Source organism: Vibrio sp. 10N.247.311.47 (assembly GCF_041467535.1).
GTDB lineage: Bacteria > Pseudomonadota > Gammaproteobacteria > Enterobacterales > Vibrionaceae > Vibrio > Vibrio crassostreae_C.
On the sequence record NZ_JBFSUR010000025.1, the window covers coordinates 69,691 to 87,541 of the forward strand.

Here is a 17,851-nt window from a genome sequence, read left to right on the forward strand (position 1 = left end):
TAAACATGATCACTTGGCACTCAATTCCTTTTTCTGAACTCTCAACACAACAGCTTTATCAACTACTTAAATTAAGAGTCGATGTATTTGTGGTTGAGCAAACTTGTCCTTATCCAGAGCTGGACGGTAAAGATACACTCGCGGGTGTTGAGCACCTGCTTGGCTATGCTGATGAAGAGTTGGTAGCGTGTGCACGTTTATTACCACCAGGTACCTCTTACGACAACACCAGCATCGGTCGAGTCGCAACCAAGCAATCGGCAAGAGGTGGTGGCTTGGGGCATCAATTAATCAAAGAAGCATTAACACGCTGCGAGGCTCTTTGGCCAAATACGGCCATTGATATTGGCGCGCAGCAACACCTAGAAAACTTCTATGCGAGCCACGGCTTCAACACCATCTCGGATATGTACCTCGAAGATGACATTCCTCATATAGACATGAGATTAGAAAAATAATGACGAATATCACTGCCGGTATTCTATTGTTGGTTGCAGGTAACTTGTTTGCCTCGCTTTCCGACGTAGCGGTAAAGCTGTTAAATGGCGAAGTACCGCCCTTACAGTATATTTTTTTCCGACAGTTGATATCTCTGCTCATCATCACCCCTTTGTGGCTACAGCAGAAAAAAGAACAACGGCGCTTACAGCAGGCTAAGGTAACCTTCATTCGAGGTCAGTTAATTCTGATCGGCAGTGGGTGCATGGTGGTCGCGATCACTCACTTGTCTTTGGCAACCGCCAACACAGTATTTTATGTCGCGCCTTTACTGATGTTGCCGCTCTCAATGTTGCTATTGAAAGAGCAACCGGCACTCGGCAAGGTTATCGGCACAACCATAGGTTTTATTGGTGCATTGATTGTCTTGAGGCCATCACAATTTCATTGGGCGGCACTGTTTGCTTTGGGGACAGCACTCACCCTAGCACTATTTAATGTACTCGTAAGAAAGCTTCCTAGTGAGCAAACGGTGGTCACTACGCTGTGGTGGACAACCTTATTCTCTATTCCAGCCTCATTAGTACTGTGCTTCTTATACTGGCAGCCAGTGTCTGTGGAGCATTTGGGATACATAGCCCTGAGTGCGACGCTAATCTTAAGTTACAACGGCCTTGCAGTTGCTGCCTATCAAAAAGCACACTCTAGCCAAATTGCCTTGGCTGAGTATTCAGGATTGGTGTTTGTCGCGCTAATAGGTGCAATATGGTTCGATGAGATTCCGGATACATTAACCTTTATCGGAATCATGCTTATCATCTTGCCACTCGCCCCTTTCAAGCGACCAAAAAAAAGAGCTAATGCTTAGCTCTTTTCTATCGTTTATCTGTGTCTAGCAAAGCGCTTTAACTCAGGCTTACTGTTCATCTACTTACTGCGACCAAAGCCACCATCGGATAAGCGGAAGAACATCACCGAAGTATCGCCTTTCTCTAGCTGAAGAATGTCCAACTGCCCAGTTTCAGCAAGTTTGAAACGAACCAGTTGGCCTTTACGAATCTGACTGAGTGGCTTATCTGCACCTTCAATACGCACTAACGCATTCAAGTCAGACAATGGCAAATCGTTGTTTCGAAAAACCTGCGCTAACGTATCCCCTTGCTTAACAAGGTACTCCTGCCAATTTTTGTTACTCGGTTCTGATGAACTGCTCTTGGCATTTTGCTGTTCGCTTAAGCCGACGGTGTTTATTTCAAGCTCAACGCGCGATGTTGTTGGAGCTGTGTCTACTTTAGGTTCTGGTAGCGGCACAAAAAGTAATATCAGTACGATCGGAGAAATCACCATCAACAGTCTTTGGTGTAACTTCGGCAATGAGCCCCAAGTTTGCGCTGTCGAGGTTTTCAATTTCTTCACATCGATCGAACTCAATTTCTCTTTGACCTTATTCAGTCGATCCTTGAATTCTGCTAAGTGGTCAACTTTCTGTTTTTTCTTTTGACGACGATTCATACCACTGCGTCCTATACATTGAATAACTACAGTATAAAAACCAAAGTACCAACAGTATAGATCTTTCCGTCACAACAAGGCCCAAAGCGAGAAAATTGACATGGCTGTGATTTGGGCACGGTAAAGCGCAAGTGATCAGGGACTAGCCGTTTCTTCACGCTGCTAATACTGGTATTCTTACCCTTTTCGTACTGACAAAAAGAGTGACTTTTCATGTCTGAAGTAAAATTTGAAACTGTAGAGCAAAAAGCTAGCTACGGTATCGGTCTACAAATGGGCCAACAACTTGCTGGTTCTGGTCTTGAAGGCCTAAACGTTGACGCAATCGCTGCTGGTATCGCAACAGCTCTAGTTGGCGACATGCCAACTATCGAAGTTGACGAAATCAACAACGCACTACAAGAGCTACACACTCGCGGTGAAGCTGCACGTCAAGAACTAGCTAAAGCTGCTGCTGCTGACGGCGAAGCTTTCCTAGCTGACAACGCTCTTCGTTCAGAAGTAACGGTTCTTGAGTCTGGTCTTCAGTACGAAGTACTAACTGAAGGTACTGGCGAAATCCCAACTGCAGACAAGCAAGTACGTGTTCACTACCACGGCGAACTAACTGACGGTACTGTTTTCGACAGCTCTGTATCTCGCGGTCAACCTGCTGAATTCCCTGTAACTGGCGTAATTCAAGGTTGGGTACAAGCTCTACAAATGATGCCTGTTGGCTCTAAGTGGAAGCTATACATCCCTCAAGATCTAGCATACGGTGAGCGTGGCGCAGGTGCTGCAATCCCACCATTTGCTGCTCTAGTATTTGAAGTAGAACTTCTAGCTATTCTTTAATTTTTATAAAAACCTTTAGTAAAACAAAATACTATTGGCAAATAAAATTGAAATAATCCAACGGCGATGTGACTACATCGCCGTTTTTCGTTTATAGTGAAAGAGTAAATTACTTTATTACTTAAGGACGAATAATGAAGAAAGTACTCATCACAGTTTTAAGCAGCCTTGCTGTTGTCTCTTGCGCTAGCACTAGCGACTCTGAACAAACCAGTTCATCATCAGATACCAACTATTCCCAACTATCCCAAACTGCACTGATGGCTGCAGTAAATATGTGGTCTCAGCAGAACGAAACAACACCGCTTGTGGATACGGTAGCTGACCAAGCTTCTGTTACCAGTGACCAAGCAGTTGGCGGTATTGGTTCAATGTTAGCCCTTGCACAAAACTCTCTTGGCACAGCCGACAACAAAGAACTCGCGACACTTATTCCGGGTATGTCGAGCCTTGAGTCTACTGGTCTATCATCGCTACTAAGCTCACAAGGTGCTGTTGAAAGTGCGTTTTCTGGATTAGGTATGGATCCATCAATGGTTACAACATTTGCACCCATCATTCTTCAAGCACTGCAGTCACAAGGTGCAACGAGCGGCCTGATGGATTCACTTTCAGCTATATGGCAATAATCGTTAGTTATTAATAGCTAGCTTAAAATCTAATAAGGGCACTTCGGTGCTCTTTTTTGTGCGTGGAAGAAAAGATATTTGAGATACGAGATACGAGATACGAGATACGAGATACGAGATACGAGATACGAGATACGAGACATTTTTGAAAATTGGAGCAGATAAGACAAGCAAAAAGTGCCAAACATCATGGTGCAATTTCTATTATCTTTTCCTTGTTCTACAGACACAAAAAAGCCGAGCTAATGCTCGGCTTTTGTATTAAGAATCTAGTATAGATTACTCAGCAGCTTCTTCAGCAGCTGGGCGGTCTACAAGCTCAATGTAAGCCATTGGAGCTTTATCACCAGTACGGAAACCACATTTAAGAATGCGAGTGTAACCACCTTGGCGAGCCGCGAAACGCGGGCCTAGTTCATTAAATAGTTTTGCCACAACTTCGTTATCACGAGTGCGAGCAAATGCAAGACGACGGTTAGCAACACTGTCTGTCTTAGCTAGGGTAATCAATGGCTCAATTACGCGACGTAGTTCTTTTGCTTTAGGCACGGTAGTTTTAATAACTTCGTGACGAACAAGAGAGCTAGCCATGTTGCTGAACATCGCTTTGCGATGACTGCTGTTGCGGTTGAGTTGACGACCACTTTTACGATGGCGCATGACCTAATCCTTCTAACTTTTCGATTAATCTTCAGCGATTGACGCTGGTGGCCAGTTTTCTAGACGCATGCCTAGAGAAAGACCACGTGAAGCAAGCACATCTTTAATCTCTGTAAGAGATTTCTTACCAAGGTTTGGCGTTTTAAGTAGCTCAACCTCAGTGCGCTGTACAAGATCACCGATGTAGTGAATCGCTTCTGCTTTCAAACAGTTAGCAGAGCGAACTGTTAGTTCAAGATCGTCTACAGGACGTAGTAGGATAGGATCGAATTCTGGCTTCTCTTCCTTCTCCTCAGGTACACGTACATCACGAAGATCTACGAACGCATCCAATTGTTCAGCTAAAATAGTAGCTGCACGACGGATTGCTTCCTCAGGTTCTAGAGTACCGTTCGTTTCCATATCGATAACAAGCTTGTCTAAATCAGTACGTTGTTCTACACGTGCCGCTTCTACAGCGTAAGCGATTTTATCAACCGGGCTGTAAGTAGCGTCAACTAGTAGACGACCGATAGGACGCTCATCTTCTTCAGTATGGATACGAGCTGAAGCTGGAACGTAACCACGACCACGTTCTACTTTGATACGCATAGCGATCTCAGCGTTGTCATCCGTTAGGTGACAAATTACGTGCTCAGGGTTAGCGATCTCTACATCACCATCGTGGGTGATGTCACCTGCAACAACAGGGCCTGAGCCTGATTTGTTCAGTGTAATAAACACTTCATCTTTGCCTTCAGCAACGCGTACAGCCAAACCTTTAAGGTTTAGAAGGATTTCCAGGATATCTTCCTGAACGCCTTCTTTAGTGCTGTATTCGTGTAGCACACCTTCAATTTCAACTTCTGTTACGGCACAACCCGGCATAGAAGATAGAAGAATGCGGCGAAGAGCATTACCTAGAGTGTGGCCGAAACCGCGCTCTAATGGCTCAAGAGTTACTTTCGCGTGTGTCGTATTGATCTGTTCAATGTCAACAAGACGCGGCTTAAGAAATTCTGTTACAGAACCCTGCATTGTGTCCTCTCTTTTTTTAACCTTACTTAGAGTAAAGTTCGACGATCAAGTGTTCATTGATGTCAGCTGATAGGTCAGAACGCTCAGGCATACGCTTGAATGTACCTTCCATTTTGCCAGCATCTACTTCAATCCAAGTTGGCTTTTCACGTTGTTCAGCAACTTCTAGAGCCGCTTTAATACGAGATTGCTGTTTAGCTTTCTCGCGGATAGAAACAACGTCGTTTGCCGCTACTTTGAAAGAAGGAACGTTTACAACTTTACCGTTAACTAGAATAGACTTGTGGCTAACTAGTTGACGAGATTCAGCACGAGTAGCGCCAAAGCCCATACGGTAAACTACGTTATCAAGACGACCTTCAAGAAGCTGAAGCAGGTTTGCACCTGTGTTGCCTTTAAGACGTGCAGCTTCTTTGTAGTAGTTGCGGAATTGTTTTTCTAGAACGCCGTAGATACGACGAACTTTTTGCTTCTCACGAAGCTGAACGCCATACTCAGATAGACGACCGCGACGAGCGCCGTGTACACCTGGTGCGTTATCAATTTTACACTTGGTATCGATCGCACGGACACCAGACTTAAGGAATAAGTCAGTACCTTCGCGACGGCTAAGCTTAAGCTTAGGACCCAAATATCTTGCCATGATCTTTCTCCAATATTCCTAGAAACGAAACTTAAACGCGACGTTTCTTAGGTGGACGACAACCGTTATGAGGGATTGGTGTCGCATCAACAATGTTAGTGATACGGAAACCAGCAGCGTTCAGTGCACGAACAGTAGATTCGCGACCTGGACCTGGACCCTTAACCATAACTTCCAAGTTCTTTAGGCCATATTCTTTAGCCATTTCACCACAACGCTCAGCTGCAACTTGTGCTGCGAACGGAGTAGATTTACGAGAACCACGGAAACCTGAACCACCTGCTGTAGCCCATGCAAGAGCGTTGCCTTGACGGTCAGTGATAGTTACGATTGTGTTGTTGAAAGAAGCATGAATGTGCGCTACGCCATCAGCTACTTGCTTGCGTACGCGCTTACGCGCGCGAGTTGGTTGTTTTGCCATTGTACTCTACCTTATCCGACTATTTCTTGATCGGCTTGCGCGGACCCTTACGGGTGCGAGCGTTGGTTTTAGTACGCTGTCCACGTAGTGGTAGACTGCGACGATGACGAAGACCGCGGTAACAGCCAAGGTCCATAAGACGCTTGATGTTCATCGATACTTCACGACGTAGATCACCTTCTACAGTGTACTTAGCTACACCATCACGCAGTTGATCGATCTGCTCTTCAGTTAGTTCACTGATCTTAGCATCTTCAGCAATACCCACTTCAGCTAGAATAGCTTGAGAGCGAGTTTTACCGATACCGTAGATTGCAGTAAGTGCAATTACAGAATGCTTATGATCAGGAATGTTAATGCCGGCTATACGGGCCATTATTCACTCCTAAGGGGTTCATAAAAGAATTATCCGCAGCAAAGCCCGTTATGGATACGCTGCGGCATACTACTTCTTTTGCACGCAAAAGGTAGGCCGAGGAATATACTCGACTCTACCTTGTATTTCAAGTAAAAATTTCTGCTAATTAGCCTTGGCGTTGCTTATGCTTTGGCTCACTGCAAATCACGCGAACGACACCGTTACGCTTGATAACTTTACAGTTACGGCAGATTTTTTTAACGGAAGCACGAACTTTCATTGCTAAACTCCGTAAATGGAATCGAAATTGTTACCACCGAATTAACGGCCGTAACCCTTCAGATTCGCTTTCTTTAACACAGAATCATACTGTTGTGACATCAGATGAGTCTGTACCTGTGCCATGAAATCCATGATAACTACCACTACGATTAGTAGTGATGTGCCGCCAAAGTAGAAACGAACGTTCCACGCGACCATCATGAACTCAGGAATCAGACATATAAAAGTAATGTATAGAGCGCCCGCAAGGGTTAGTCTAGTCATCACTTTATCGATATATTTCGCTGTCTGCTCACCTGGGCGGATACCGGGTACGAATGCACCAGACTTCTTCAAGTTATCAGCTGTTTCACGTGGGTTAAACACCAACGCTGTATAGAAGAAACAGAAGAAGATTATAGCTGCTGCATAAAGCATTACATACAAAGGTTGACCTGGGCTAAGAGCTAATGACACGTCAGTTAACCAACCGAACGCGCTGCTTTCACCATTTTGACCAAACCACTGCGCTAATGTTCCTGGGAACAAAATAATACTTGATGCGAAAATCGCTGGAATAACACCTGCCATATTAATCTTAAGAGGCAAGTGAGAGCTTTGTGCTGCAAAAACTTTACGACCTTGTTGACGTTTCGCATAGTTAACGACGATACGACGTTGACCACGTTCCATGAAAACTACGAAGTAAATAACAGCAAAAGACAATACAGCAATCAACAGCAGAAGAAGCACATGCAATTCACCTTGACGCGCTTGCTCGATTGTTTGACCGATTGCAGAAGGCAATCCAGCAACAATACCTGCAAAAATCAGAATGGAAATACCATTACCGATTCCTCGCTCAGTGATTTGTTCACCTAACCACATTAAGAACATGGTACCAGTTACTAAACTCACGGTAGCAATAAGCGTAAACATGGTTTGGTTGATAACAACCAGATTGTCGACCATGTTTGGTAAGCCTGTTGCGATACCAATAGCTTGGAATGTTGCAAGTACAAGCGTGCCGTAGCGTGTATATTGGCTTATCTTACGACGGCCTGCTTCACCCTCTTTCTTGAGTTCCGCTAACGCTGGATGAACTACAGTTAGCAATTGGACTACGATCGATGCCGAAATGTACGGCATGATACCCAATGCTAATATAGATGCACGCTCAAGAGCACCACCGGAGAACATGTTAAACATTTCTACGATGGTACCTTTTTGCTGATCGAACAAATCGGCAAGTACAGCTGCGTCAATACCAGGGATCGGCACAAAAGAGCCGGCTCGGAATACTAAAAGTGCACCAATTACGAATAATAAGCGCGACTTTAGTTCACTTAAGCCGCTCTGAGCACTACGAAAATCTTGTCCTGGTTTCTTAGCCATCTGTACCTCGTTCCTCGAGATTATTCCTCGATTTTACCGCCTGCAGCTTCGATTGCAGCTTTAGCGCCTTTAGTCACGCGTAGACCTTTAACAGTCACAGCTTTGCTTAGGTCACCAGAAAGAACGATCTTAACAAACTCGATGTTCTTAGTGATAACGTTAGCAGCTTTAAGGCTGTTAAGATCAACTACGTCACCTGTTACTTTCGCTAGCTCAGCTAGACGAACTTCAGCAGACACTAGGCTCTTACGAGAAGTGAAACCGAATTTAGGTAGACGTTGTTTTAGAGGCATTTGACCGCCTTCAAAACCTGGACGAACAGAGCCGCCAGAACGTGACTTTTGACCTTTGTGACCGCGGCCACCTGTTTTACCAAGGCCAGAACCGATACCACGACCTACACGCTTCTTAGAAGGTTTAGAGCCAGCAGCCGGTGATAGAGTATTCAAACGCATTCTGATTACTCCTCAATCTTAACCATGTAGTAAACCTTGTTGATCATACCGCGGACGCACGGTGTATCTTCAAGTTCTACTGTATGGTTGATGCGACGAAGACCTAGACCTTTAAGACACGCTTTGTGCTTAGGTAGGCGACCAATTGAGCTTTTAGTTTGAGTTACTTTAATAGTTGCCATCGTGTGCTTACTCCGAAATAGATTCAACAGTTAGACCACGTTTAGCAGCAACCATTTCTGGTGACTTAACGTCTACTAGAGCACCAATCGTTGCACGAACGATGTTGATCGGGTTCGTTGAACCGTATGCTTTAGAAAGTACGTTATGTACGCCCGCAACTTCAAGTACAGCACGCATTGCACCGCCGGCAATAACACCTGTACCTTCTGCAGCTGGCTGCATGTAAACTTTAGAGCCCGAATGACGACCTTTCACCGGGTGGTGAAGAGTGCCTTCGTTAAGCGATACTGTAACCATGTTACGGCGCGCTTTTTCCATTGCTTTTTGAATCGCAGCAGGTACTTCACGAGCTTTGCCGTAACCGAAACCTACGCGACCGTTACCGTCACCAACTACTGTTAGTGCAGTAAAGCTCATGATTCGACCACCTTTAACCGTCTTAGATACACGGTTAACTGCGATCAGCTTTTCTTGCAAATCATTAGCTTGTTGTTGTTCTTTAGCCATCTTCCAACCCTACCTTAGAATTTCAGACCAGCTTCGCGAGCAGATTCTGCTAGCGCCGCTACTCGACCGTGGTATTGGAAACCAGAACGATCAAATGCAACTGAAGCTACGCCTTTTTCAAGAGCGCGCTCAGCAACAGCTTTACCAACTGCTTTAGCTGCATCAACGTTACCAGTGTTCTTAACTTGCTCACGGATCGCTTTTTCTACAGTAGAAGCAGCTGCGATAACCTCAGAGCCGTTTGCCGCGATAACTTGTGCGTAAACATGGCGAGGAGTACGGTGTACTACCAGGCGAGTTGCACCAAGTTCTGCAATCTTACGACGTGCACGTGTAGCACGACGGATGCGAGATGCTTTCTTATCCATAGTGATACCTTACTTCTTCTTAGCTTCTTTAGTACGCACATTTTCATCTGCGTAACGAACACCTTTGCCTTTATAAGGCTCAGGAGCACGGTAAGAACGAATGTCAGCCGCAACTTGACCTACTACTTGCTTATCGCAACCAGTAATGATGATCTCAGTTTGGCTAGGGCACTCAGCTTTAATACCTTCAGGTAGAGCGTGCTCTACTGGGTGAGAAAAACCAAGAGTTAGAGCTACAGAGTTGCCTTTCATAGCAGCACGGTAACCAACACCCTTAAGAGTTAGCTTCTTAGTGAAGCCCTCAGTAACACCCACAACCATGTTATTAACTAGAGCGCGAGCTGTACCAGCTTGTGCCCATGCGTTAGTAACACCTTCTTTCGGACCGAAAGTTAGGTTGGTTTCTTCCTGTGCAATAACTACGGCGCTGTTAAGAACGCGAGTAAGCTCACCTTTGCTACCTTTTACAGTAACTTCTTGGCCGTTTAGTTTCACCTCTACGCCAGCTGGAATAGCGACAGGTGCTTTAGCAACACGAGACATAATCTACTCCTTAAGCTACGTAACAGATGATTTCACCGCCAAGACCTGCTTTACGAGCAGCACGGTCAGACATCAGACCCTTGGAAGTAGAAACAACTGCAATACCAAGACCACCCATCACTGTAGGTAAAGAGTCTTTATTTTTATAAACTCTTAGACCAGGACGTGATACACGCTTGATTTGCTCGATTACAGGTTTAGCTTGGAAGTACTTAAGAGTAACTTCTAGCTCAGGTTTTGCTTCGCTGTTAACAGCGAAGTCTACGATGTAACCTTCAGCTTTAAGTAATGCAGCAATTGCAACTTTAAGCTTTGAAGAAGGCATTTTTACAGCAACTTTGTTTGCTGCCTGACCGTTACGAACTCGGGTCAGCATATCCGAAATCGGATCTTGCATGCTCATAAGATTTACTCCAAATGATTAAGTGGCAATTACCAGCTAGCCTTACGAAGACCCGGAATCTCGCCTTTCATGCAAGCTTCACGAACCTTAATGCGGCTTAGACCGAATTTACGTAGGTAACCGTGTGGACGACCAGTTTGGTTGCAACGGTTGCGCTGACGTGATGCACTTGAATCACGTGGAAGAGATTGCAGTTTAAGAACCGCATTCCAACGATCTTCTTCAGATGCGTTTACATCGCTAATGATAACTTTTAGCGCAGAACGCTTTTCAGCGAACTTAGCTACTAGTTTTGCACGTTTAGCTTCACGTGCTTTCATTGATTGTTTAGCCATAACAGTAACCCTACCCTTACTTACGGAATGGGAAGTTAAAGGCAGCCAGCAGAGCTCGGCCTTCCTCATCGGAACCCGCAGAAGTCGTGATAGTGATATCAAGACCGCGGACACGATCGACTTTATCGTAGTCGATTTCCGGAAAGATGATTTGCTCGCGAACGCCCATGCTGTAGTTACCGCGACCGTCAAAAGACTTAGCGCTAACACCACGGAAATCACGTACACGTGGAAGTGCGATAGAGATTAAACGCTCTAAAAATTCCCACATGCGCTCACCACGCAAGGTTACTTTACAACCAATTGGGTAGCCTTCACGAATTTTGAAACCAGCTACAGATTTACGCGCTTTAGTGATAAGTGGCTTTTGACCAGAGATCGTTGCCATATCAGCTGCTGCGTTTTCTAGCAGTTTCTTATCGTTGATTGCTTCACCAACGCCCATATTTAGGGTGATTTTCTCAATCCTAGGGACTTGCATGACGCTTGTGTAGCTGAACTCTTTGGTAAGCTCAGCGACTACAGACGACTTGTAGTAATCATGCAGTTTCGCCATAGTAGAACTCCAAATTACTTCTAATTAGTTAGAAACAGTTTCGCCGTTAGATTTGAAGAAACGAACTTTCTTGCCATCTTCGATACGGAAACCGATACGGTCTGCTTTACCAGTAGCCGCGTTAAAAACAGCAACGTTAGAAGCATCAATAGCTGCTTCTTGTTCAACGATGCCACCTTGTTGACCTAGAGCCGGAACCGGCTTTTGGTGTTTCTTAACAAGGTTGATGCCTTCAACGATAACTTTACCAGTTGTCAGAACCTTAGTTACTTTACCTTTCTTGCCTTTATCTTTACCAGCAAGAATGATTACTTCGTCATTACGACGGATTTTAGCTGCCATATTGCCGCTCCTTACAGAACTTCAGGTGCTAGTGATACAATCTTCATGAATTTCGCGTTACGAAGTTCACGAGTCACAGGACCAAAGATACGTGTGCCGACTGGTTGCTCAGTAGTGTCATTTAACAATACACAAGCATTACTGTCGAAGCGAATGACAGAACCGTCTGGGCGACGAACGCCTTTACGGGTGCGCACTACTACCGCCTTCAGAACATCACCTTTCTTTACTTTACCGCGAGGAATCGCTTCCTTCACTGTAACCTTGATGACGTCACCGATATGTGCATAACGGCGGTGAGAGCCACCCAGAACCTTAATACACATTACCTTGCGCGCGCCAGAGTTATCTGCTGCGTCAAGTGTACTTTGCATCTGGATCATTGTTAGTGCTCCGCTAAATATTAAAACTAGACCCTCTCGGGTCGGGCTGCCTCTTTAAAAGGGACGCGAATTGTACCACCCTTTTTTTAAATTGGGTAGACAAAAAACAAGCGGCTCCAAAAAATAATTTGGAGCCGCTTATAAGTTATAGAATTACAAAGATTAAATCTTCGCTTTTTCTAGAACTTTAACCAATGTCCAAGACTTAGTCTTAGACAGAGGACGACACTCAGCGATTTCAACTTTGTCGCCTAGGCCACAAGTGTTGTCTTCATCGTGTGCGTGTACTTTAGTCGTGCGTTTGATGAACTTGCCGTAAATCGGGTGTTTTACAGTACGTTCAATAGCAACAACGATAGACTTGTCCATCTTGTCACTTACTACACGGCCTTGCTGGATGCGGTTAGTTTCGCTCATTATGCGCCTGCCTTTTCAGTCAAAACAGTTTTCACACGTGCGATGTCACGGCGTACAGCTTTTAGAGTATGAGTTTGCTGAAGTTGACCAGTTGCAGCTTGCATGCGCAAGTTGAACTGTTCACGTAGCAAATTCAATAGCTCAGCGTTAAGCTCTTCAACGTTCTTTTCGCGTAGATCTTGTGCTTTCATCACATCACCTGCTTAGTTACAAAAGTAGTTTTAACAGGCAGTTTACGTGCCGCTAGGCGGAACGCTTCACGTGCCAACTCTTCAGGTACGCCATTCATCTCGTACATAACTTTGCCTGGTTGGATTTGAGCAACCCAGTACGCAACTGAACCTTTACCTTTACCTTGACGAACTTCAAGAGGCTTTTCAGTAATCGGTTTGTCTGGGAAAACACGGATCCAGATTTGACCTTGACGCTTAATGTGACGTGTCATAGCACGACGTGCCGCTTCGATTTGACGTGCAGTCAGACGACCACGGCCAACAGCTTTAAGACCGAATTCGCCGAAGCTTACTTCAGTACCTTTAGCTAGACCACGGTTACGACCAGTCATAACCTTGCGGAACTTAGTACGTTTTGGTTGTAGCATCGTTCGACTCCTTACTTACGGCCTTTACGCTGCTTCTTAGGCTTATCGCCTTTTGGCTCTACTGCGTTAGCAGCTGGCATACCGCCTAGAATCTCACCTTTGAAGATCCAAACTTTAATGCCGATCACACCGTATTGAGTGTGAGCCGAAGAAGTTGCGTAATCAATGTCTGCACGTAGAGTGTGTAGAGGCACACGGCCTTCACGGTACCACTCTGAACGTGCGATTTCAGCACCGCCAAGACGGCCGCCTACTTGTACTTTGATGCCTTTAGCGCCTAGACGCATAGCATTTTGTACCGCACGCTTCATTGCACGACGGAACATAACACGACGCTCTAGTTGAGACGCGATGCTATCAGCTACAAGCTGACCATCTAGCTCAGGCTTACGTACTTCAGCGATGTTAATTTGCGCTGGTACACCTGCGATTTTAGCTACAGCTGCGCGTAGCTTCTCTACGTCTTCACCTTTCTTACCGATAACAACGCCAGGGCGAGCAGTGTGAATAGTCACACGGATGCTCTTAGCTGGACGCTCGATAACGATACGAGATAATGATGCTTTTTGTAGTTCCTTTGTAAGGAACTGACGTACCTTGAAGTCGCCGTCTAGGTTGTCAGCGAATTCGTTGGTATTAGCAAACCATGTAGCATTCCAAGGCTTAACGATGCCAAGACGAATACCATTAGGATGTACTTTCTGACCCATTGCTTACTCTCCTAGTCTTTAGCGATCTGCTACAACAATAGTGATGTGGCTTGAACGCTTCAAGATACGATCCGCACGACCTTTAGCACGAGGCATAATACGCTTCATGATAGGGCCCTCATCTACGAAGATTTTAGCGACATTTAGATCGTCGATATCTGCACCTTCGTTATGTTCCGCGTTAGCGATAGCTGACTCAAGAACCTTCTTAACTAATACAGCAGCTTTTTTGTTGCTGAAAGTTAGAATTTCTAGAGCTTGGTCTACCGACTTACCGCGAATTTGGTCTGCAACTAAGCGAGCTTTCTGTGGAGAAATACGAGCAAAGTTATGTTTAGCTAAAGCTTCCATCATCTACTCCTTATTTCTTCTTAGCTTTCTTATCTGCAGCATGACCGCGATAAGTACGAGTTGGTGCAAATTCGCCCAGTTTGTGACCGATCATTTCTTCGGTAACGAAAACTGGAACGTGCTGACGACCATTATGGACAGCGATGGTCAAACCAATCATTGTTGGGATGATCATTGAGCGACGGGACCAAGTCTTAATAGGCTTTTTGTCTCCGCTTTCCACCGCTTTCTCTACCTTCTTCAGCAAGTGTAGGTCAATAAAAGGACCTTTCTTGAGAGAACGTGGCATGGCGATTCCTCTTTATAAATTATTTAGTGCGACGACGTACGATGTACTTGTCAGTGCGCTTGTTCTTACGAGTCTTGAAGCCCTTAGTAGGAACGCCCCAAGGAGAAACTGGGTGACGACCACCAGATGTGCGGCCTTCACCACCACCATGTGGGTGATCCACCGGGTTCATTACTACACCACGTACGGTTGGACGTACGCCGCGCCAGCGTGAAGCACCAGCTTTACCAAGTTCACGTAGCATATGCTCAGAGTTACCAACTTCACCGATCGTTGCACGACCTTCAGAAAGAACTTTGCGCATCTCACCAGAACGTAGACGGATAGTTACGTATGCACCATCGCGAGCGATGATTTGAGCATAAGCACCAGCCGAACGAGCTAGTTGAGCACCTTTACCAGGCTTAAGTTCAACACAGTGTACAGTAGAACCTACTGGGATGTTGCGCATCGGCAGAGTGTTACCTGCTTTGATTGCAGCATCTACGCCAGATTGAATCTGGTCGCCTGCGTTAACACCTTTAGGTGCAATGATGTAACGACGCTCACCGTCTGCGTACAGAACTAGAGCGATGTTAGCACTACGGTTTGGATCGTATTCTAGACGCTCAACTTTCGCTGGGATGCCATCTTTAGTACGTTTGAAGTCAATTACACGGTAATGGTGCTTATGACCACCACCGATGTGACGTACTGTAATACGACCGTTGTTGTTACGACCACCGTTCTTAGAGTTTTTCTCTAGAAGTGGTGCGTATGGCTTACCCTTGTGTAGGTCAGCGTTAACAACTTTAACGACGTGACGACGACCAGGGGAAGTCGGCTTACATTTAACAATAGCCATTTTTACTACTCCTGTTATTCCGCGCCGCCAACGAAGTCAAGATCTTGACCTTCTTTCAAAGTAACGTAGGCTTTCTTAACGTCTGAACGACGGCCTTCACGCATACCTTGACGTTTGGTCTTACCCTTTAATACAAGAGTATTTACAGACTTAACTTCAACTTCAAATAGCTTTTCTACAGCTGCTTTGATCTCTTTCTTAGTTGCATCTTTAGCTACTTTGAAAACGATAGTGTTCGCTTTCTCAGCTGCCATAGTTGCTTTTTCAGAGATGTGCGGAGCACGTAGAACTTTTAAGATACGCTCTTCAGTGATCATGCTAGCATCTCCTCAACTTGCTTAACTGCGTCAGCAGTCATTAGAACCTTGTCGAAAGCGATTAGTGATACTGGATCAACACCAGCAACATCACGTGCATCTACTTTGTATAGGTTACGAGCAGCTAAGAATAGATTTTCATCTACTTCGCCAGTCACAATCAGAACGTCGCTTAGCTCAAGCTCTTTAAGCTTAGCTACAAGTTCTTTTGTTTTTGGTGCTTCTACAGAGAAGTTATCAACAACGATTAAACGCTCTTGACGAACTAGCTCAGAAAGAATGCTCTTCATAGCACCGCGGTACATTTTTTTGTTTACTTTTTGGCTGTGATCTTGTGGTTTCGCAGCAAAAGTAACACCACCTGTACGCCAGATTGGGCTACGAATTGTACCAGCACGTGCGCGGCCAGTACCTTTTTGACGCCATGGCTTAGCGCCACCGCCAGATACTTCAGAACGAGTCTTTTGAGCACGAGTACCTTGACGAGCACCTGCTGCATATGCAACAACTACTTGGTGTACAAGAGCTTCGTTGAAGTCACGTCCGAAAGTAGTCTCGGAAACAGTTAGTGCATCAGCACCTTTAACCATCAATTCCATTACTTACTCCTAGACGTTATGCTTTAACAGCAGGTTTTACGATCACGTTTCCGCCTGTTGAGCCCGGTACTGCACCTTTAATAAGGAGTAGATTGCGCTCAGCGTCAACACGTACGATCTCTAGGTTTTGAGTCGTTACACGCTCAGCACCCATGTGACCTGCCATTTTCTTGCCTTTAAACACGCGGCCTGGAGTTTGACATTGGCCAATTGAACCCGGTGCGCGGTGAGACAAAGAGTTACCGTGAGTCATATCTTGAGTAGAGAAGTTCCAACGCTTGATAGCGCCTTGGAAGCCTTTACCTTTAGATGTACCAGTAACGTCTACTTTTTTAATTTCGTTGAAAAGTTCTACGTTTAGCTCAGCGCCAACTTCAAACTCTTCGCCGTTTTCTAAACGGAATTCCCAAAGACCGCGACCTGCTTCTACACCCGCTTTCGCGAAGTGACCAGCTTCAGGTTTAGTTACACGGTTAGCTTTCTTAGCACCAGTAGTTACTTGGATTGCTGCGTAGCCGTCTGTCTCAAGAGTTTTAACTTGAGAAATACGGTTCGCTTCAACCTCAACAACAGTTACTGGGATAGAAACGCCTTCTTCAGTAAATACGCGGGTCATACCCACTTTACGTCCGACTAGACCAATCATTATTCTTATCTCCCTTAACCTAGGCTGATTTGAACATCAACGCCAGCTGCAAGATCAAGACGCATTAGAGCATCAACAGTTTTATCTGTTGGCTCAACGATGTCGATCAAACGCTTGTGAGTACGGATTTCGTACTGATCACGTGCATCTTTGTTGACGTGTGGAGAGGTAAGAACAGTGAAACGCTCTTTACGAGTAGGAAGTGGAATAGGACCACGAACCTGTGCGCCAGTACGTTTTGCTGTTTCAACGATTTCCGCAGTTGAAGCATCGATTAGCTTGTAATCAAACGCTTTAAGGCGGATACGAATACGTTGGTTCTGCATGAGACAGAGCTCCAATTATTAAAAATTACACAAACAATATCGCCACTCAAACTCGATAAAACGAGAGAATGCCGATTGATTTATGTGAAACCGTAGCACCCAAAATTAGGACGCATTGTCAGTTAACTTTTGAAGTAAACAAGAAGTTTACTATTTTTATTAACCGCGAACATAAGCTGAGTATACATTACTAGGTAAGACCTACTCCTCAGTGCTCATTGGTTCACAACCAGCGTTAGCCAGTGCGATGCATTATACAGATCACACTTTAGTATGCAAGTAGTGTTGGAAAAATAATCGCAATTTATTGGAAGTTGGTTTTGTATCGAGAGGGAAGAAGATAGATGGAAGGTAATATTTCTTTTGAGAAAACAAAAGGGAAGCCGAAGCTCCCCTTTTCAGATGCGTGCTCTTCTAATGAAGAGAGTGCAAAAATCTAAATGCTATTAAGCGAAGATTTTAGCTACAACACCAGCACCAACTGTACGGCCACCTTCGCGGATTGCGA

Annotated in this window: 33 protein-coding genes; 4 read left to right on the plus strand and 29 right to left on the minus strand. The window is 45.1% G+C overall.

Annotated features, from left to right (window positions below):
- Positions 1-5: 5 nt before the first annotated feature.
- Together AB6E51_RS16570 and AB6E51_RS16575 are read left to right on the plus strand one after the other, a co-directional pair.
- Positions 6-458: a GNAT family N-acetyltransferase gene (locus AB6E51_RS16570; RefSeq protein WP_017058878.1), complete on the plus strand. Its 453-nt coding sequence runs from the start codon at positions 6-8 to the stop codon at positions 456-458.
- Entirely contained in the window at positions 458-1,306 is an 849-nt protein-coding gene (locus tag AB6E51_RS16575) for a DMT family transporter (protein ID WP_372058730.1), read from the plus strand. The genes AB6E51_RS16570 and AB6E51_RS16575 overlap by 1 nt, the downstream gene beginning before the upstream one ends.
- 59 nt (positions 1,307-1,365) lie before the next feature.
- Here AB6E51_RS16575 and AB6E51_RS16580 read toward each other — a convergent pair whose 3' ends face one another.
- Positions 1,366-1,950, minus strand: a complete 585-nt coding sequence (locus AB6E51_RS16580; protein WP_059022215.1) for a LysM-like peptidoglycan-binding domain-containing protein — start codon at positions 1,948-1,950, stop codon at positions 1,366-1,368.
- Positions 1,951-2,163: 213 nt separating this feature from the next.
- Here AB6E51_RS16580 and AB6E51_RS16585 point away from each other — a divergent pair, with 213 nt between their 5' ends.
- Both AB6E51_RS16585 and AB6E51_RS16590 read left to right on the plus strand, forming a co-directional pair.
- The gene (locus AB6E51_RS16585) at positions 2,164-2,784 is read left to right on the plus strand and encodes an FKBP-type peptidyl-prolyl cis-trans isomerase (protein WP_372058729.1); all 621 of its coding nucleotides are present in this window, start codon (positions 2,164-2,166) and stop codon (positions 2,782-2,784) included.
- A gap of 134 nt (positions 2,785-2,918) precedes the next feature.
- Positions 2,919-3,413 carry a DUF2780 domain-containing protein gene (locus AB6E51_RS16590; RefSeq protein ID WP_017058875.1) on the plus strand — a complete coding sequence of 165 codons (495 nt, stop codon included), beginning with the start codon at positions 2,919-2,921 and terminating at the stop codon, positions 3,411-3,413.
- 279 nt (positions 3,414-3,692) lie between these two features.
- Here AB6E51_RS16590 and rplQ read toward each other — a convergent pair whose 3' ends face one another.
- The 28 genes from rplQ to rpsJ form a co-directional block, all read right to left on the minus strand.
- Positions 3,693-4,073, minus strand: a complete 381-nt coding sequence (rplQ, locus tag AB6E51_RS16595; protein WP_004729812.1) for a 50S ribosomal protein L17 — start codon at positions 4,071-4,073, stop codon at positions 3,693-3,695.
- Positions 4,074-4,097: 24 nt separating this feature from the next.
- Complete coding sequence (locus AB6E51_RS16600) at positions 4,098-5,090, minus strand: DNA-directed RNA polymerase subunit alpha (RefSeq protein WP_004729813.1); 993 nt, start codon at positions 5,088-5,090, stop codon at positions 4,098-4,100.
- A 22-nt stretch (positions 5,091-5,112) separates the two neighbouring features.
- The gene (gene rpsD, locus AB6E51_RS16605; protein WP_004738777.1) at positions 5,113-5,733 is read right to left on the minus strand and encodes a 30S ribosomal protein S4; all 621 of its coding nucleotides are present in this window, start codon (positions 5,731-5,733) and stop codon (positions 5,113-5,115) included.
- Between the two features lie 31 nt (positions 5,734-5,764).
- Complete coding sequence (gene rpsK / locus AB6E51_RS16610) at positions 5,765-6,154, minus strand: 30S ribosomal protein S11 (protein ID WP_004738778.1); 390 nt, start codon at positions 6,152-6,154, stop codon at positions 5,765-5,767.
- A gap of 19 nt (positions 6,155-6,173) precedes the next feature.
- Entirely contained in the window at positions 6,174-6,530 is a 357-nt protein-coding gene (rpsM, locus tag AB6E51_RS16615; protein ID WP_004738779.1) for a 30S ribosomal protein S13, read from the minus strand.
- 148 nt (positions 6,531-6,678) lie between these two features.
- Positions 6,679-6,792 carry a 50S ribosomal protein L36 gene (gene rpmJ / locus AB6E51_RS16620; RefSeq protein WP_000868186.1) on the minus strand — a complete coding sequence of 38 codons (114 nt, stop codon included), beginning with the start codon at positions 6,790-6,792 and terminating at the stop codon, positions 6,679-6,681.
- Positions 6,793-6,833: 41 nt separating this feature from the next.
- Positions 6,834-8,168: a preprotein translocase subunit SecY gene (gene secY / locus AB6E51_RS16625; RefSeq protein ID WP_004738781.1), complete on the minus strand. Its 1,335-nt coding sequence runs from the start codon at positions 8,166-8,168 to the stop codon at positions 6,834-6,836.
- Between the two features lie 20 nt (positions 8,169-8,188).
- Positions 8,189-8,623: a 50S ribosomal protein L15 gene (gene rplO / locus AB6E51_RS16630; protein WP_004736758.1), complete on the minus strand. Its 435-nt coding sequence runs from the start codon at positions 8,621-8,623 to the stop codon at positions 8,189-8,191.
- A gap of 5 nt (positions 8,624-8,628) precedes the next feature.
- On the minus strand, positions 8,629-8,805 hold the full coding sequence (gene rpmD, locus AB6E51_RS16635) for a 50S ribosomal protein L30 (protein ID WP_004736756.1): 177 nt from the start codon (positions 8,803-8,805) through the stop codon (positions 8,629-8,631).
- 7 nt (positions 8,806-8,812) lie between these two features.
- Positions 8,813-9,313, minus strand: coding sequence for a 30S ribosomal protein S5 (rpsE, locus tag AB6E51_RS16640; RefSeq protein ID WP_017061307.1), 501 nt, complete (start codon positions 9,311-9,313; stop codon positions 8,813-8,815).
- 14 nt (positions 9,314-9,327) lie between these two features.
- Entirely contained in the window at positions 9,328-9,681 is a 354-nt protein-coding gene (gene rplR, locus AB6E51_RS16645) for a 50S ribosomal protein L18 (protein ID WP_004738784.1), read from the minus strand.
- Positions 9,682-9,690: 9 nt separating this feature from the next.
- On the minus strand, positions 9,691-10,224 hold the full coding sequence (gene rplF / locus AB6E51_RS16650; RefSeq protein ID WP_017063712.1) for a 50S ribosomal protein L6: 534 nt from the start codon (positions 10,222-10,224) through the stop codon (positions 9,691-9,693).
- Positions 10,225-10,234: 10 nt separating this feature from the next.
- Entirely contained in the window at positions 10,235-10,627 is a 393-nt protein-coding gene (rpsH, locus tag AB6E51_RS16655) for a 30S ribosomal protein S8 (RefSeq protein WP_017061309.1), read from the minus strand.
- 29 nt (positions 10,628-10,656) lie between these two features.
- On the minus strand, positions 10,657-10,962 hold the full coding sequence (gene rpsN, locus AB6E51_RS16660; protein WP_004738789.1) for a 30S ribosomal protein S14: 306 nt from the start codon (positions 10,960-10,962) through the stop codon (positions 10,657-10,659).
- Between the two features lie 16 nt (positions 10,963-10,978).
- The gene (gene rplE / locus AB6E51_RS16665; protein WP_004738790.1) at positions 10,979-11,518 is read right to left on the minus strand and encodes a 50S ribosomal protein L5; all 540 of its coding nucleotides are present in this window, start codon (positions 11,516-11,518) and stop codon (positions 10,979-10,981) included.
- A gap of 24 nt (positions 11,519-11,542) precedes the next feature.
- Complete coding sequence (gene rplX, locus AB6E51_RS16670; RefSeq protein WP_004738792.1) at positions 11,543-11,860, minus strand: 50S ribosomal protein L24; 318 nt, start codon at positions 11,858-11,860, stop codon at positions 11,543-11,545.
- 11 nt (positions 11,861-11,871) lie between these two features.
- Entirely contained in the window at positions 11,872-12,243 is a 372-nt protein-coding gene (rplN, locus tag AB6E51_RS16675; RefSeq protein ID WP_004736740.1) for a 50S ribosomal protein L14, read from the minus strand.
- Between the two features lie 162 nt (positions 12,244-12,405).
- Positions 12,406-12,660: a 30S ribosomal protein S17 gene (gene rpsQ, locus AB6E51_RS16680; protein WP_004736739.1), complete on the minus strand. Its 255-nt coding sequence runs from the start codon at positions 12,658-12,660 to the stop codon at positions 12,406-12,408.
- Complete coding sequence (rpmC, locus tag AB6E51_RS16685; RefSeq protein WP_004736737.1) at positions 12,660-12,851, minus strand: 50S ribosomal protein L29; 192 nt, start codon at positions 12,849-12,851, stop codon at positions 12,660-12,662. Before rpmC ends, rpsQ begins: the two co-directional genes overlap by 1 nt.
- Positions 12,851-13,261, minus strand: coding sequence for a 50S ribosomal protein L16 (gene rplP / locus AB6E51_RS16690; RefSeq protein WP_004736736.1), 411 nt, complete (start codon positions 13,259-13,261; stop codon positions 12,851-12,853). The genes rpmC and rplP overlap by 1 nt, the downstream gene beginning before the upstream one ends.
- A gap of 11 nt (positions 13,262-13,272) precedes the next feature.
- Positions 13,273-13,971: a 30S ribosomal protein S3 gene (rpsC, locus tag AB6E51_RS16695; RefSeq protein ID WP_004736734.1), complete on the minus strand. Its 699-nt coding sequence runs from the start codon at positions 13,969-13,971 to the stop codon at positions 13,273-13,275.
- Positions 13,972-13,989: 18 nt separating this feature from the next.
- Positions 13,990-14,322: a 50S ribosomal protein L22 gene (gene rplV / locus AB6E51_RS16700; protein WP_004736732.1), complete on the minus strand. Its 333-nt coding sequence runs from the start codon at positions 14,320-14,322 to the stop codon at positions 13,990-13,992.
- A 10-nt stretch (positions 14,323-14,332) separates the two neighbouring features.
- Complete coding sequence (rpsS, locus tag AB6E51_RS16705) at positions 14,333-14,611, minus strand: 30S ribosomal protein S19 (RefSeq protein WP_004736729.1); 279 nt, start codon at positions 14,609-14,611, stop codon at positions 14,333-14,335.
- Positions 14,612-14,630: 19 nt separating this feature from the next.
- Positions 14,631-15,455 (minus strand): 50S ribosomal protein L2, encoded by an 825-nt coding sequence (gene rplB, locus AB6E51_RS16710; RefSeq protein WP_010435149.1) that lies wholly within the window; start codon positions 15,453-15,455, stop codon positions 14,631-14,633.
- A gap of 14 nt (positions 15,456-15,469) precedes the next feature.
- Complete coding sequence (rplW, locus tag AB6E51_RS16715; protein WP_004736765.1) at positions 15,470-15,772, minus strand: 50S ribosomal protein L23; 303 nt, start codon at positions 15,770-15,772, stop codon at positions 15,470-15,472.
- Positions 15,769-16,371 (minus strand): 50S ribosomal protein L4, encoded by a 603-nt coding sequence (gene rplD / locus AB6E51_RS16720; protein ID WP_004738803.1) that lies wholly within the window; start codon positions 16,369-16,371, stop codon positions 15,769-15,771. Before rplD ends, rplW begins: the two co-directional genes overlap by 4 nt.
- Before the next feature lie 16 nt (positions 16,372-16,387).
- A complete protein-coding gene (gene rplC, locus AB6E51_RS16725; RefSeq protein WP_004736763.1) occupies positions 16,388-17,017 on the minus strand; it encodes a 50S ribosomal protein L3 in 630 nt (209 codons plus the stop codon).
- A gap of 14 nt (positions 17,018-17,031) precedes the next feature.
- On the minus strand, positions 17,032-17,343 hold the full coding sequence (rpsJ, locus tag AB6E51_RS16730; RefSeq protein WP_004736761.1) for a 30S ribosomal protein S10: 312 nt from the start codon (positions 17,341-17,343) through the stop codon (positions 17,032-17,034).
- Positions 17,344-17,851 lie beyond the last annotated feature (508 nt).